Origin of the sequence: Streptomyces sp. NRRL F-4489 (assembly GCF_001509485.1) — a bacterium.
GTDB lineage: Bacteria > Actinomycetota > Actinomycetes > Streptomycetales > Streptomycetaceae > Streptomyces.
Genome location: NZ_LLZI01000226.1, coordinates 21,824 through 35,250, shown reverse-complemented (window position 1 = coordinate 35,250; position 13,427 = coordinate 21,824). Strand labels below are relative to the sequence as shown.

Here is a 13,427-nt window from a genome sequence, read left to right as displayed (position 1 = left end):
CACTCGTCAGGCCGACCTCCAACCCAACCACCGGCACACCCCCTCCAAGGATCGGCAAAGGACCATTGACAGTTTGTTGAGCGCCATATAGACCGGTGCGAACGGCGCGAGCTTGTCCGACAAGCCAGACCGTTCGTTCGTGATGCGCCGAACGCCCCTGGCGTTGCCGCCGCCAGTACCCCTTCCCCTTCTCAGCCGGAGGAGCCGTCATGCCCATGACGAGCCGTGAGCGCCCCCGTACGGCGCGGAGCACCAATCCGCGCTTCATGCTGCCGGCCCTGGTACTGGCCGTACTCGGGTATCAGATCAACGCCACCATGCTCAGCCCCGCCCTGCCGGACGTCGTCCACCGGCTGCACACCACCAGCGGGCTGGTCGGCCTCTCCCAGACACTGTTCTTCCTGCTCGCGGCGGTCGGTCAGGTCACCCTGGCGCGGCTGAGCGACTACCGCGGCCGCAAGCCGATGATCCTGGTGTGCCTGGGCCTGCTGATCATCGGCAGCCTGGCCTGCGCCCTGGCGCCGAACATCGCCGTCTTCGTCGCCGGACGCGTCCTGCAAGGCATCTCGGCCGCGACGTTCTCGCTGGCCTTCCTCACCCTCAACGACGTCCTCGACCCGGCCGCCTTCGGCCGCGCGGCCGGCATCATCAGCGCGGTCAACGGCGGCTTCGCGGGCGTGGACGCGATCGCGGGCGGCTGGCTGGCGGACACCGTCGGCTTCCGCGCGATCTTCTTCGGCAGCCTGCTGCTGTCGGTGATCGGCACGTTCGCCGTGCTGCGCGGTGTGCCTGCCGTGCCCCCGCGCTCCGAGGGCCGGATGGACTGGCTGGGCGCCGGCCTGCTCGCCCTGGGCCTGACCGGCCTGCTCGTGGGCCTGTCCCAGGGCGCCTCCTGGGGCTGGATCTCACTCCCCACCGCGATCGCCCTGCTCGGCGGACTGGCCGCGCTGATCGTCTTCGTCCTCGTCCAGCGCACCCGCGGCGGCGACCGGGCACGACCCGGTACGGCCGCCACCGCGGTGATCGACATCCGGCTGCTGGCGTCCCGGCGTGCCTGGCCGCTGCTGCTGACCGTCACCCTCACCCTCGCCGGGGCGTTCGGCGCGCTGGCCCTGACCATCCCGCTGTTCACCCAGGACCCGCACGCCGGGTACGGGCTGTCCGCCACCCACTCGGCGCTCATGTACGCCACGCCGGCGTCCGCGATCGGCGTCGTCGGGGCGCCACTCGCCGGCTACCTGGGCCCGCGGTTCGGCTGGCGGCGCATCGCGCTGATCGGTTCGGCCGGCTCGCTGCTGGCCTTCGCGGTCGCCGTGGCGTTCATGAACAGTGCCTGGGTGCTGCTGGTCGCGCTCACCGTCCTCGGCCTCACCTACAACGGGATCAGCATCACCGCCCTCAACGGCCTGGCCGTGGTCTCGGCCCCCAAGGACCAGCAGGGCGCGCTCACCGGCCTGACCGGCGCCTGCTTCGGCATCGGCGCCTCGCTCGGCACCGCGCTCGCGTCCGGACTCATCACCGCGGCGGGCGCGGTCGGCGCGGTCGGCCCTGGGATGTACGCCGGGGCCCTGTACGCCTCGCTGGCCCTCCTCGCGGTCGCACTGGGAACCGCGTTCGCCATCAGGCCGGTGCCCGGCAACACGAACCAGGACGGGAACGGGAACGGCGGCCGGAACGGTGCGGTTCCGGTGCCCGCCCACCTCTGAGCCCGCGGCCACGCGGCGGCTCCGCGCGGCGCCGAACCGCGGCGCCCCGGCCGCCGCGTGGCCCACTGGTACGGCCGGCCGCGCGGTCCCTGGGCAGGGGCGTCCCGGCCCCACGCCCGAATTGGTCTAGTCCTCTCTTGGTCCAGTCCATTGACATGCCCTTGATGGCAGAGCTATCCCCTTTACGCGACACCTTTCCCGAACTCCCCCTCACAGCAACGAAGTTCACCGCCCTCCCCACTCCTCCTCCCCCGGGACAGACATGAGACGCCCGAAACCCCATCACTCCTTACGCGCCGCGCTCACCGCCGCCGTCACCACCATCGCCGCCCTCGGCCTGACCGCGCTCGGCGGCGGAACGGCCCAGGCCGCGAACCCGCTCCCCTCCCACGTCTTCGCCCCCTACTTCGAATCCTGGACGGGCGAGAGCCCCGCCGCGCTCTCCGCCCAGTCCGGCGCCAGGCACCTGACCATGGCGTTCCTCCAGACAGCCGCCAAGGGCTCGTGCACCGCGTACTGGAACGGCAGCACCGATACGCCCGTCTCCCCCGCCTCCTTCGGCAGCGACATCAAGACCATCCAGGGCAAGGGCGGCGATGTCATCCCGTCGTTCGGCGGCTACACCGCCGACACCACAGGCACCGAGATCGCGGACAGCTGCACCGACGTCAACCAGATCGCCGCGGTGTACGAGAAGGTCATCACGACGTACGACGTGGCCCGGCTCGACATGGACATCGAGGCCGATTCGCTGGACAACGCCGCCGCCGTCGACCGCCGCAACAAGGCCATCAAACTCGTCCAGGACTGGGCGGCGGCCAACGGCCGCACGGTCGAGATCTCCTACACCCTGCCCACCACGACCCAGGGCCTGACCGACAGCGGCCTGGCCGTACTGCGGAACGCGGTGCGCAACGGCGCCCGGGCGGACGTCACCAACATCATGACGTTCGACTACTACGACAACGCCACCCACGACATGGCCAAGGACACCCAGACCGCGGCCCAGGGACTGTACGACCAACTCGCGCCGCTCTACCCGGGCAAGACCCCGGCCCAGCTCTGGGGCATGATCGGGATCATCGAGATGCCTGGTATCGACGACTTCGGTCCGGCCGAGACCTTCAGCCTGGCCAACGCCCGGCAGGTCTACGACTGGGCGGTCGCCAAGGGCATCAACACCCTGTCCTTCTGGGCCCTCCAGCGGGACAACGGCAGCTGCCCGGGCGGCCCGTCCACCGACAGCTGCTCCGGAATCGCCCAGAACACCTGGGACTTCACCCACCTCTTCGCGCCGTTCACCGGCGGCGGCACCGCACCGGCCGACGACTTCTCCGTCACCGCCACCCCGGCCGCCGGAACGGTGACCGCCGGCGCCCGCACCAGCGCGACCGTACGCACCGCGGTCACGGCCGGCTCGGCCCAGACCGTCCAACTCACCGTCACCGGCGCACCCGCCGGCGTCACCGTGTCGCTGAGCCCGGCTTCGGTCACGGCCGGCTCCACCTCCACGCTCACCCTGTCCACGACCCAGGCAACCGCCTCCGGCACGTACCACCTCTCCGTCACCGGTACGGGCACCACCGGCACGCACACCGCGGCGTACGACCTGACCGTCACCGGCGGCAGCGGCCACGTATGCACCGCCACGCCGTGGGCCGCCGCCACGGTCTACACCGCCGGCCAGCAGGTCTCGCACCAGGGCCACACCTGGAAGGCCAAGTGGTGGACCACCGGCGAGGAGCCCGGCACCACCGGTGAGTGGGGCGTCTGGCAGGACCTCGGCACCTGCTGAAACCCGCACCGAGGACCGGCGGTTGCGCAATCGCACCGCCGGTCTTCCGGCCGTTCGGCCGCCTGGTCGGGCCTGCCCGGCGCCAAGCGCCACCGCAGGCAGACCGTGCGGACACCCGCCGCGATCGAAAGTCGCAACGGGCGCTCCTCAACGCGTTCTTCAGGGAGCCGGTGCGGTGAGATACCGCTGGATGGTGGGTCCCACCCAGTCCACGATCTCCTCGACGCCGAGTTCCCTGCTCGCCGGGAACCGCAGCACGTAGCGCGTCAGCGCGAGCCCGAGCACGGTCGAGGCGCACAGTGCCGCCCGCGCCGGCGCCTGCTCCGGCTCGGGGCCCACCCGGCGGGCCAGCGGGATCAACTGCTCGCGCAGCACGCTCTGCATGCGCTCGGCGGCGGCCGGGTCGGTGGCGCCGACCCGCATCAGCGCGGTGAGCTCCTCGTTCTCCTCCCACAGATTGAGGAAGTGGCGCACCAGCGTACGGCCGATCTCCTCGCGCGGTTCGACGGGCAGGCCGGGCAGCCCGGGGTCGACCGCGACGGCCGCCGCGAACAGGCCCGCCTTGTTGCCGTAGTACCGCATCACCATCGACGGGTCGATCTTCGCGTCGCGCGCGATGGCCCGGATGGTCGCCTTCTCGTAGCCGTCCGCCGCGAACCGCTCGCGGGCCGCGGCGAGGATCGTGGCGCGGGTGGCGTCGGAACGCCGGGCGGCCTGCTGGTTCTCCGTGGTGCCGGTCATGCCAACAAGCGTAGACCAACACGTGTTGACACCCCGGAGTCGCGGCTCTACCTTTGCCAACAAGCGTTGGCCAACACCCGTTGGCAAGGTCGCGATCCGTCCGTACGACGGTGGCCGGGTGGCCTCGACACCGCGAGACAACCAAGAGCGAGAGGAAGTACCCAAGATGGCCGAGCTGCAGAGCCTGGACCCGACCACGCCGATGTTCGCGCAGTTCAAGGAGGAGACGGGGCCCATCGTCCTGGCCAACACCTTCGTCGTCCCGAAGGAGCGGACCGAAGCGTTCCTGGCCCTCTTCCGGAGGCAGGCGGAGTTCATGAGGGCCCAGCCGGGATTCGTCTCCTCGCAGCTGCACAAGGGAACGGCGGGCAGTCAGCTGCTGATGAACGTCGCGGTCTGGGAGTCGACCGAGGCGCTCGCCACGGCGTTCGGCAGCCCGGAGTTCCAGCGCATGGCGGCCGAGTTCCCCGACGACATCGTGTCCTACCCGCACATCTTCGAGCAGATCGACGCATGACACGGCCGGCCAGGCCGGACGCCGCGATCCCGGCACGGGCGGCCACCGCCGGAGCCGGCGAGCACGACGCCCTCATGGCGACCGGGCTCACCGAGCCCACGATGTCCCGCAAGGAGAAGAGCGATGTCACTGAAGAAGCTCAACACCGTCCTGGCCGCCGCCTTCGTCCTCTTCATCCTCTGGTTCGGGCTGGAGTTCATCCTGAGCCCGGAGACGACGGCGCCGGGCTTCGGCCTGCCGAACCGGCCCCCCGGCGACGGCGGCGGCTTCCTCACCATCAAGGGAATCCGCGACGTCGTCCTGGCCCTGGTCCTGGGCATCTTGCTGTTGACGGGCCACCGCCGGGCGCTGGCCTGGGTGCTGCTGGTGGAGGCCCTGGCCGCGTACGGCGACATGACCACCGTGCTCGCCCACCACGGCTCCGCCTCCACCGCGCTCGGCGTCCACGGCCTGACCGCGACACTGATGGCGGCCAACGGCCTGCTGATGCTGCACGAGACCCGCAGGGCCGCGCCCACGCGATCGACGCCCGCCCCGCAGCCCGCTGGCTTCTAGTGGGTACCGAAGTAGCTGGTCAGTTGGGGTGGGAGGGCGGGGACGTCGATCGGGATGCCGTCGGCGCGTAGGGAGGCGGTCGCGGCGCAGCCGGCTGCTACCGCTTGGCGGGCGGCGATCGGGGAGGTCAGGGTGGGAACGCCGTCCCGGACGAAGGCGATGAACTCCGTGAGCAGCCGGGGGTCGGCGCCGCCGTGGCCGCCGGTGTCAGCGGGGACGGCGATCTCCAGGTCGGCGTCCGCGCGGTAGCCGCTGCGGCGGCTGTGCCAGACCTTCACCACCGCGCCCTGGGTGTCGCCGAAGTTCTCCATCCGGCCGTGCGTGCCGATGACCGTGTAGTTGCGCCAGTAGTCGGGGGTGTAGTGGCACTGCTGGTAGGTGGCGTAGACGCCGTTGTCCAGGCGCATCGTCATCATGGAGAGGTCTTCGACGTCGATGACGTCGTGCAGGCCGGTCAGGGAGGTGGGCGGCCAGTTGGCGTCCGGGTCGAGCCAGTCGCCCATCAGCCGCTCGCCCTGGCCGCCGCGGGCCGCGAGGTCGCCGTAGACGGTCAGTGCGCCCATCGCCTGGGCGCGGACGGTGTAGCCGCCGGCCAGCCAGTGGATCACGTCGAGGTCGTGCGCGCCCTTCTGGAGCAGCAGGCCGGTGGTCCGGCGGCGGTCGGCGTGCCAGTCCTTGAAGTAGAAGTCGCCGCCGTGGCCGACGAAATGCCGGCACCAGATCGCCTTGACCTGCCCGATGGTGCCCTGCGCGAGGAGGTCCCGCAGGGTGCGGATGACGGGCATATGGCGCATGTTGTGGCCGACGTAGAGGGGCGTGCCGGTGCGGCGCGCGGTGTCCAGTACACGGTCGCAGCCCTCCGTGGTGATGGCCAGCGGCTTCTCCGCGAACACCGCGACGCCGGCCTCCAGGAAGGCCACGGCCAGTTCCTCGTGGGTGTCGTCCGGGGTCGTCAGGAGTACGGCGTCCAGGCGGGCGTCGAGGAGCGAGCGGTGGTCGGCGTACGCGGTCGCCTCGGGGTACATGGTGCGGGCGCGTTCCCGGCGGGCGGCGATCGGATCGCACACCGCGACCACCCGCGCCGGCAGGCCCCGGTCGGCGATGTGGCGGGCGAGGCCCGCGCGCATACCGAGACCGACTACGCCCAGGCGCAGGGGCTTTCCCTGTTCGGGGGTGCCTGCAGTTGTGTCGGTGTCCGGGGCGGAGTTGGTGCCTGGGGGCGTGTGCGGGTCAGTCACCGGGGGGTGCCCTTCTGTGGCCGGGCGAGGCCACCGGCCGCGCCTGCTCATGCGCTCGCGTACTCGCCTCATGATTCTCACTGTAGTGAGGGGGCTCAAGGGGGGTGGGTCCGGCCTCAGTTACCGGGTGCCTGGCGTTCGCCGGGCGCTCAGCCCCGGGAGGCCAGGGACAGCAGCGGCGCCCCGGCCGGGAAGAGGTACTTGGCGGCCAGGAGGGGGCGGCCGGCGGCCCAGACGGTCTGGGTGAGGAGCAGGGCCGGGGTCTCCGGCGGGCGGGCGATGGCGGCGCCGCGTTCGGTGCCGAGCATGGTGGCGCCGAGGGTGCCGCGGGCGGTGTAGTGGCGGCCGGAGCCGGCGTCCAGGAACGCGGCGAGCATCGTGCCGGCCGGTTCGGCGGAGTCGGAGGCCGGGGCGGGGGCCGGCCCGGAGCCGGTGGCCGGCCCTCCCTCCGCTCCGGTGGCCGGCGGGTCCGCGAGTGAGGCGCGGAGGACGGCGGCCAGCTCGGGGCCGACGAGGGCGCGCAGGACCTTCTCGTCCGCGGCCCACTCGTGGGCGAAGCACGCCGGTTCGCCGTCCACCTCGACGACGGTCTCCCAGAAGCAGGCGCGTTCCGCCGGGGCCAGGCGCAGGTGGTAGCCGGAGAAGTCGGTGGGTTCCTCCAGTTCGGTGGCGAGCCGGCGGCAGCGTACGGTGCCGGGGCCCAGCAGCGCCTCGACCGGCAGCAGGCGCTCCAGGCCGGGGGCCGGCGGGGGTTGGTTGACCGTACTGCCGGCGCCCTGGCGGCGGGTGATCACGCCGTCCTCCTGGAGCAGGATCAGCACCTCGCGCAGTCCCGACCGGCTCACGCCCAGCTGCGCCGCCAGCTCCGGCTCGGGCGGCAGCTTGGCCCCCGGCGGGAACGTGCCGTCGTCGATGGCGGCCACGATGCGCTGGTACAGCTCGACACGCGAGGAGTGCCGGCGTGCTCCCGGGCGGGGCATGAGGGCTCCTGGAGGGGTTGGCGAGAACGGAACCGCCGGGGCGGTTGGCCGATTGGTCGGACATTCGCTGGGGGTCCGGTAGTGCCCTTGTCATGGCGCCGCACCCCGGCCCTGGCCGTACCCCAGATTATCCCGCGGCCGCCGGCCCGGTGGCCGCGGCTCTGACCTCAGCCGCTTCCGGCGCCGGACGCAGGCCCGCCGTACGACTGTGACGTCACCCATGGCCTCTTGTGCGGGGGCGAGCCGATGGCTAACCTCCCGGCAAAGATTGTCCGACAATCTCCGAGCGTTCTGCTCTCGTCGCGCCATCCTCGATCCGGAAGTGCCCGCCCATGTCTGCCATACCTGATACGCCCGATACGCCGGCCATGCCCGCCACGCGCCCCACGCCCCCTTCGGCATCCCCGTCCTCCGCCACCGCCCGCCCCCTGCTCATGGACTGCGACACCGGTATCGATGACGCGGTGGCGCTGCTCTACCTGTGCCTGACGCCCGGTGTGGAGCTGCGCGCGGTCACCACCGTCGCCGGGAACACCAGCGCCGAGCGGGCCGCGCGCAACACCCTCCAGGTGCTGGAGGTCGCCGGGCGGACGGACATTCCCGTCGCCGCGGGCGCCGGTGCCACGCTGCGCGGGGAGACCCGGCCCGAGGCCGCGTTCGTGCACGGGGAGGGCGGTCTCGGCGGGGTCGCGCTGCCCGCGCCCACCGCGGCCCTGGATCCGCGGCACGCGGCCGACCTCATCATCGACACCGCCCGGGCGGCCGGCGGCGACCTGGAGATCCTGGCCACCGCCCCGCTGACCAACCTGGCGCTCGCGCTGCGCAAGGAGCCCCGCCTGCCCGAACTCGTCCGGCGCGTCACGGTGATGGGCGGCGCCGTCCACCACCCCGGCAACATCAGCCCCGTCGCCGAGGCCAATATCGGCAACGACCCGGAGGCGGCCGCGCTGGTGCTCGCCGCGGGCTGGGACCTCACCCTCGTACCGCTGGACGTCACCATGCGGGAGAACCTCACCGAGGCGCACCGGCAGCGGCTGCTGGCCGCCGGCTCCCCGGTCGCGCGACTGGCCGGCGAGATCCTCGACTTCTACTTCGCCTTTCACGAGGAGACCGCGCTGCCGTTCCGCGGCTCGGCGCTGCACGACCCGCTGGCCGCCGGGATCGCCGCCGGCGAGGTCGTCCCGGTGTCCGCGCCCCGGCTGTCGGTGACCGTCGACACGGCCGAGGGCGCCGCGCGGGGCGCGCTGGTCGCCGACACCCGGGGCATGTACCTCGGCTATCCCGCACAGCCCGGCGCCAACGCCACCGTGGTGCTGGAGACCGACCGCACCTTCCCCGAGCTGCTGGTCGACCGGCTGTGCCGGGGTGCCGGGCGGGACGCGTGATGAGCCGCTCCCGCGCGCCGCGTACCGGGCGGACGACGGCCGGGACCGCGGCGATGATGACGGCGCTGCTGGCCGCCTGTATCGCGTTCCAGCTCAACGCCAGCATGCTCAGCCCGGCCCTGGTCACCATGGCTCGCGAACTGCACACCGACGAGGCCGGCACCGGGCTGTCGCAGACCGCGTTCTTCACCGCGTGCGCGATGTTCTCGCTGTTCCTGCCGCGGTTCAGCGATATCGCCGGCCGGCGGCGGGTGCTGCTGGGCATGCTGGTGGTCCTCACCGGCGGCACGGTGCTCGCCGCGCTCGCCACGGACATCGTGGTGCTGGACATCGCCCGCGTCATCCAGGGCGTCTCCGGGCCGGTCGTGCAGATCTCGCTGCTGACGCTGCGGTCGGAGGTGACCGAGCCGAAGCGGTTCGGCACCCTGATGGGAGTGGTCACCGCGGTCAACGGCGGTATCGCGGGCGTGGACGCGCTGGCGGGCGGCTGGCTGGCGAGCCACTTCGGCTTCCGCAGCGTCTTCTGGGTGATCGCGGCCGTCGCGGTGCTGGCGGCGGTGGCCGTCGCGGCCGGCTGCCCCGAATCCCGGCCGTCCGCCGGTACGCCGATGGACTGGGCGGGGGTGGCACCACTGGTGGTCAGCGCCGCGGCGCTGCTGCTCGCCGTGGACCAGGCGGAGAAGCTGGGCGCGGCCAACTGGCCGCTGGCGGCCGGGCTGGTGGCGGTCGGCGGACTGGCGTTCGCGGTGTTCTGGAAGATCGAGGCGGGCAGCCGCCATCCGCTGGTACGCGTCACCGACCTCCGCCAACGCGCCACCTGGGCGCCGCTGGTGACGACGCTGCTCACGCTCATCGGCGTCTTCGCGGTCGTCAACGGCGTGCTGATGTCGTTCGTGCAGAACGAGCGGGCCGGCTTCGGCATGGGGGCCGGTCTCGCCTCGGTCGTCTTCCTGACCCCGTTCGCGCTGGTGGGGTGGCTGGTGGGTCCGTTCACCGGGCGACTGGCACCGGTTATCGGCTACGGGCGGATGCTGCGCTGCGGGCTGCTGGGCAGTGCGCTGGTCCTGGGGGTGATGGCGCTGGTGGGGGTGCGTTCGCTGCCGGTCATGATCGGGTGCACGGTGCTGCTCGGCGTCACCTACGCGGGCATCGCCAACATCGTCCTCAACCTCCTCGGCGTCGTTCTCGCGCCCAAGGACCATCCGGGCTTCCTGCCCGGCCTGGTCTCGGCGGCGTTCGGGCTCGGCGCGGGACTGAGCTTCGCCCTGCTGACGGCCGTACAGGTCGCCGGCGGCCCGCCAGACGGTTCCTCGACGGGCGGGTACGTGGCCGCCATCCTCACCGGGACCGGGGTGACGGCGGCGGCGTTCGCCGCGTCGTTCCTGATCCCCCGGCCGCGGACGGCGGAGGTGGCCGGGGAGCCGGCCGGGGGGCCGGTCGGCGCGTCGCCGGCTGGTGGCTCGCCGGTGTGAGGGGTACGCGGGTGGGGCGGGTGGACGTCGTGCCGCCGCGCGCGGGTGGTGCCGTCCGCCTGGCCCGTCCGCCCCGTCCGGTCCCACCAGGACCGCACCCGCCCCCCGGTCGCCCGCCGACACCCCCTCCTCCCATCCGACGAGCCGGTCTCGGCCGCCCCGTCCACCGGCCCTAAGCCGGAAGGCCCAGTCGAAGATCATCACTTGGACGGTGCCGCGGGCGGGGCGGCGCCGCCACAGTGAACGGAGCAGGTACTCGACTCACCAGCCGGAGGCCGACGGTGGACACCCCCAACCCGACCGACCACCCGAACCCGACCGACCGCGCCAACCCGACCGCCCCGCCGCACCCGACCGAGCACACCACAGCCTCCGACGCCGCCACCGCGACGCACGCGGTCGCCGCGCAGCTGATAGAGCAGTCGCTCGGCCACCTCTACTCGGCGGCCTTACGGACCGCCGCCCTCCTCCACCTCGCCGACCACCTGGCCGGCGGCCCCCGCACCGCCGCCGAACTGGCCCAACTCACCGGCACCGACGCGGTGTTCCTGCGCCGCTGCCTGCGCTATCTGGCCGGACGCGGCGTCTTCAGCGAGGACGGCAACGCCGCCTTCCACCTGACACCGGCCGCGCAGTTCCTGCGTACCGGAGTGCCGGGATCGCTGCGCGACGCGGTGCTGATGCTCACCGACGACATCTTCGTACGCTCGTCGGCCGCGCTCGACGAAACCGTGCGGACCGGGGCCCCGGCCTTCCCCAAGGTCTTCGGCGCCCCGTTCTTCGAGTACCTCAAGGACCACAGCGCCACCCGCGCCCTCTTCGACACCGGCATGGCGGCGTTCTCCGAGCCGGTCGACGATCTGGTGGCCGGGGCGTACCCCTTCCCGGGCGAGGGCACCGTGGTGGATGTCGGCGGCGGGCGGGGCGGGTTGCTGCGCCATGTGCTGCTGCGCCACCCGGGCCTGTCGGGGGTCCTGTTCGACCAGGAGCCGGCGCTGCGGGACCACGTCCTGGACACCGCCGAGCTGGCCGGCCGCTGGCGCACCGAACCGGGCGACTTCTTCGCCGCCGTCCCGGACGGCGGCGACGTCTACCTCCTCAAGCACGTCCTGCACGACTGGGAGGACGAGGCGGCCGTACGGATATTGAGATCCTGCCGGCGCGGCCTGGCGCCCGGCGGGAAGGTCCTGGTCATCGACTCCGTTCCGGCGCCCGGCAACGCCCCGCACCCGGGCCGGGCACTGGACGTGGCGATGATGACCCTCGTGACGGGCAAGGAACGCGGCCCGAAGGAACTGGACGACCTCTTCGCGCGAAGCGGACTGCGCCGTACGCGGATCCTGCCCACTCCCACCTTCGCCTCGATCGTGGAGGCCGAGGCGGCGCCGGAGTAGGGGCACCGCGCGGGCCCGGTCCGGTGCCGAACCACGGGACCGGTCCGGTACGCATCGATCCCGAACCGGCCCGCCTCAGAAGCGGTCCGGGTACTTCACCGCGAGCACCAGCAGGCCGACCAGCGACACCGCCACCAGGATCCCCACCACGCGCTCCGCGCTCATACCGCCCCCGCCACGGGTCTCGTCCTCACGATGGGCGCTCTCCTCGTTCTCGCCGTGCTGCGGCCCCCGTCCGGCACCACCGTGGCGCGCGGCGGGGTGCCGTACGAGGACCCCGCCCGCTTCCTTGACGGAATCCGAACGCCCCGGCATCCGAACGGCCCGGGGCGCGAAGTCGCCGGCCCCGAACGCACCGGCGGGCAGCGCCATCGCGTCGCCGCACGCCCCCAACCACCCCCCGGAACAAGCCATCGCGCGCCCCCGCGAGCAGCACCGGCGGGCGACGGGCAACGGGGGGCGCGGAGGATAACGCCGTACCGCGCCGAGTGCCGGGCCCGGTCCGCGTCGCGTCACACATTCCGCACCACGTGCACCGCCTCGGCGCACCACACCGCCCTCCCCCTGTCAAGGTTCTGGCTGGCGAGAAACCGGCGTTGGATGTTTTGGCGCCTGGGCACCGGGCAGACGCCGCTTACCGGACCATGATCCAAATTATGGGAGGGCAGCGTGATGACGGCAGTGACGGCGCAGACCGGAGTGCGGCAGGTCCAGCACCGGGACGACGACCGGGCGGTGAGCTCCGGGACCGGCGGGCTGCCGCACATCACGGACGGTTCCAAGATCGCGCCGAAGGACGCCAAGGCGCTGTCGCGGCCGTTCTTCGAGCGGCTGGCCGAGCTGGAGGAGGGCACCCACGCGTACCAGTACGTGCGGAACACCCTCGTCGAGATGAACCTCTCCCTGGTGCGGTTCGCCGCCGGCCGGTTCCGGCACCGCGGTTCCGACCCGGCGGAGATGGAGGACATCATCCAGGTCGGCACCATCGGGCTGATCAAGGCGATCGACCGGTTCGACCTGTCCCGGGAGGTGGAGTTCACCACCTTCGCGGTGCCCTACATCGTGGGCGAGATCAAGCGGTTCTTCCGCGACTCGACGTGGGCGGTGCACGTACCGCGGCGGCTGCAGGAGCTGCGGATCGAGATCGCGCAGGCCAAGGAGCGGCTGTTCGTCCGCCTGGACCGGGACCCCACGGTCTCCGAACTCGCCGAGGAGCTCAAGCTCTCCGAGGAAGAGGTGATCGACGGTCTGATCGCCGGCAACGGCTACACCGCCGGCTCCCTGGACCAGCCCACCGACCCGGCGGAGGACGAGCCGAGCCGCTCGCTCGCCGACGCGCTCGGTGACGAGGACCCCCGGCTCCAGCTCGCCGAGGACCTGCACGCGCTGTCGCCGCTGGTCCGGAAGCTGGACCGGCGCGACCGGCGGATCCTCACCCTGCGGTTCGTCCACGAGAAGACCCAGTCCGAGATCGGCAAGGAGCTGGGCGTCTCGCAGATGCATGTGTCCCGGCTGCTCGCCCGGATCCTGGGCCGGCTGCGGACGGGGCTGCTCGGCCAGCACTGACCCCGGCGGGCAACGGGCACGGCGACGGCCAGGCACCGCCACGCACAGGCCCGCTGCCGGCCAGGCACCGCGTCAGCC

12 protein-coding genes are annotated in these 13,427 nt (G+C 72.5%); 8 read left to right on the top strand and 4 right to left on the bottom strand.

Annotated features, from left to right (window positions below):
- The first annotated feature begins 215 nt into the window (after positions 1–215).
- Positions 216–1,706 carry an MFS transporter gene (locus tag ADL22_RS18380; RefSeq protein ID WP_234430758.1) on the top strand — a complete coding sequence of 497 codons (1,491 nt, stop codon included), beginning with the start codon at positions 216–218 and terminating at the stop codon, positions 1,704–1,706.
- Positions 1,707–1,968: 262 nt separating this feature from the next.
- Positions 1,969–3,501 carry a chitinase gene (locus ADL22_RS18375; RefSeq protein WP_066980418.1) on the top strand — a complete coding sequence of 511 codons (1,533 nt, stop codon included), beginning with the start codon at positions 1,969–1,971 and terminating at the stop codon, positions 3,499–3,501.
- Positions 3,502–3,660: 159 nt separating this feature from the next.
- On the opposite strand, the gene ADL22_RS18370 is transcribed toward ADL22_RS18375, so the two are convergent.
- Entirely contained in the window at positions 3,661–4,242 is a 582-nt protein-coding gene (locus tag ADL22_RS18370; RefSeq protein WP_066980416.1) for a TetR family transcriptional regulator, read from the bottom strand.
- Between the two features lie 166 nt (positions 4,243–4,408).
- Here ADL22_RS18370 and ADL22_RS18365 point away from each other — a divergent pair, with 166 nt between their 5' ends.
- Together ADL22_RS18365 and ADL22_RS18360 are read left to right on the top strand one after the other, a co-directional pair.
- On the top strand, positions 4,409–4,759 hold the full coding sequence (locus ADL22_RS18365; RefSeq protein WP_066980413.1) for an antibiotic biosynthesis monooxygenase family protein: 351 nt from the start codon (positions 4,409–4,411) through the stop codon (positions 4,757–4,759).
- Between the two features lie 123 nt (positions 4,760–4,882).
- The gene (locus tag ADL22_RS18360) at positions 4,883–5,314 is read left to right on the top strand and encodes a DUF4267 domain-containing protein (RefSeq protein WP_066980411.1); all 432 of its coding nucleotides are present in this window, start codon (positions 4,883–4,885) and stop codon (positions 5,312–5,314) included.
- Here ADL22_RS18360 and ADL22_RS18355 read toward each other — a convergent pair.
- Positions 5,311–6,468, bottom strand: coding sequence for a Gfo/Idh/MocA family protein (locus ADL22_RS18355; protein ID WP_267890187.1), 1,158 nt, complete (start codon positions 6,466–6,468; stop codon positions 5,311–5,313). The two genes, ADL22_RS18360 and ADL22_RS18355, sit on opposite strands and share 4 nt — an antisense overlap.
- A gap of 233 nt (positions 6,469–6,701) precedes the next feature.
- Positions 6,702–7,532: a GntR family transcriptional regulator gene (locus ADL22_RS18350; RefSeq protein ID WP_066980405.1), complete on the bottom strand. Its 831-nt coding sequence runs from the start codon at positions 7,530–7,532 to the stop codon at positions 6,702–6,704.
- A gap of 368 nt (positions 7,533–7,900) precedes the next feature.
- Between ADL22_RS18350 and ADL22_RS18345 the strand changes: the two genes are divergently transcribed.
- The 3 genes from ADL22_RS18345 (at position 7,901) to ADL22_RS18335 (ending at position 11,783) form a co-directional block, all read left to right on the top strand.
- Entirely contained in the window at positions 7,901–8,917 is a 1,017-nt protein-coding gene (locus ADL22_RS18345) for a nucleoside hydrolase (protein ID WP_066980403.1), read from the top strand.
- Entirely contained in the window at positions 8,917–10,389 is a 1,473-nt protein-coding gene (locus ADL22_RS18340) for an MFS transporter (RefSeq protein ID WP_066980400.1), read from the top strand. Before ADL22_RS18345 ends, ADL22_RS18340 begins: the two co-directional genes overlap by 1 nt.
- Positions 10,390–10,670: 281 nt before the next feature.
- Positions 10,671–11,783 carry a methyltransferase gene (locus ADL22_RS18335; RefSeq protein WP_079064240.1) on the top strand — a complete coding sequence of 371 codons (1,113 nt, stop codon included), beginning with the start codon at positions 10,671–10,673 and terminating at the stop codon, positions 11,781–11,783.
- Between the two features lie 75 nt (positions 11,784–11,858).
- On the opposite strand, the gene ADL22_RS35785 is transcribed toward ADL22_RS18335, so the two are convergent.
- On the bottom strand, positions 11,859–12,155 hold the full coding sequence (locus ADL22_RS35785) for a hypothetical protein (RefSeq protein ID WP_066980398.1): 297 nt from the start codon (positions 12,153–12,155) through the stop codon (positions 11,859–11,861).
- A 300-nt stretch (positions 12,156–12,455) separates the two neighbouring features.
- Here ADL22_RS35785 and ADL22_RS18325 point away from each other — a divergent pair, with 300 nt between their 5' ends.
- Positions 12,456–13,349, top strand: coding sequence for an RNA polymerase sigma factor SigF (locus ADL22_RS18325; protein ID WP_066980396.1), 894 nt, complete (start codon positions 12,456–12,458; stop codon positions 13,347–13,349).
- Positions 13,350–13,427: the final 78 nt, after the last annotated feature.

Coding starts and splice junctions, on each gene's coding strand:
- ADL22_RS18380 (WP_234430758.1), top strand. CDS start 216: ATGACGAGCCGTGAGCGCCCCCGTACGGCGCGGAGCACCAATCCGCGC.
- ADL22_RS18375 (WP_066980418.1), top strand. CDS start 1,969: ATGAGACGCCCGAAACCCCATCACTCCTTACGCGCCGCGCTCACCGCC.
- ADL22_RS18370 (WP_066980416.1), bottom strand. CDS start 4,242: ATGACCGGCACCACGGAGAACCAGCAGGCCGCCCGGCGTTCCGACGCC.
- ADL22_RS18365 (WP_066980413.1), top strand. CDS start 4,409: ATGGCCGAGCTGCAGAGCCTGGACCCGACCACGCCGATGTTCGCGCAG.
- ADL22_RS18360 (WP_066980411.1), top strand. CDS start 4,883: ATGTCACTGAAGAAGCTCAACACCGTCCTGGCCGCCGCCTTCGTCCTC.
- ADL22_RS18350 (WP_066980405.1), bottom strand. CDS start 7,532: ATGCCCCGCCCGGGAGCACGCCGGCACTCCTCGCGTGTCGAGCTGTAC.
- ADL22_RS18345 (WP_066980403.1), top strand. CDS start 7,901: ATGCCCGCCACGCGCCCCACGCCCCCTTCGGCATCCCCGTCCTCCGCC.
- ADL22_RS18340 (WP_066980400.1), top strand. CDS start 8,917: ATGAGCCGCTCCCGCGCGCCGCGTACCGGGCGGACGACGGCCGGGACC.
- ADL22_RS35785 (WP_066980398.1), bottom strand. CDS start 12,155: ATGGCGCTGCCCGCCGGTGCGTTCGGGGCCGGCGACTTCGCGCCCCGG.
- ADL22_RS18325 (WP_066980396.1), top strand. CDS start 12,456: ATGACGGCAGTGACGGCGCAGACCGGAGTGCGGCAGGTCCAGCACCGG.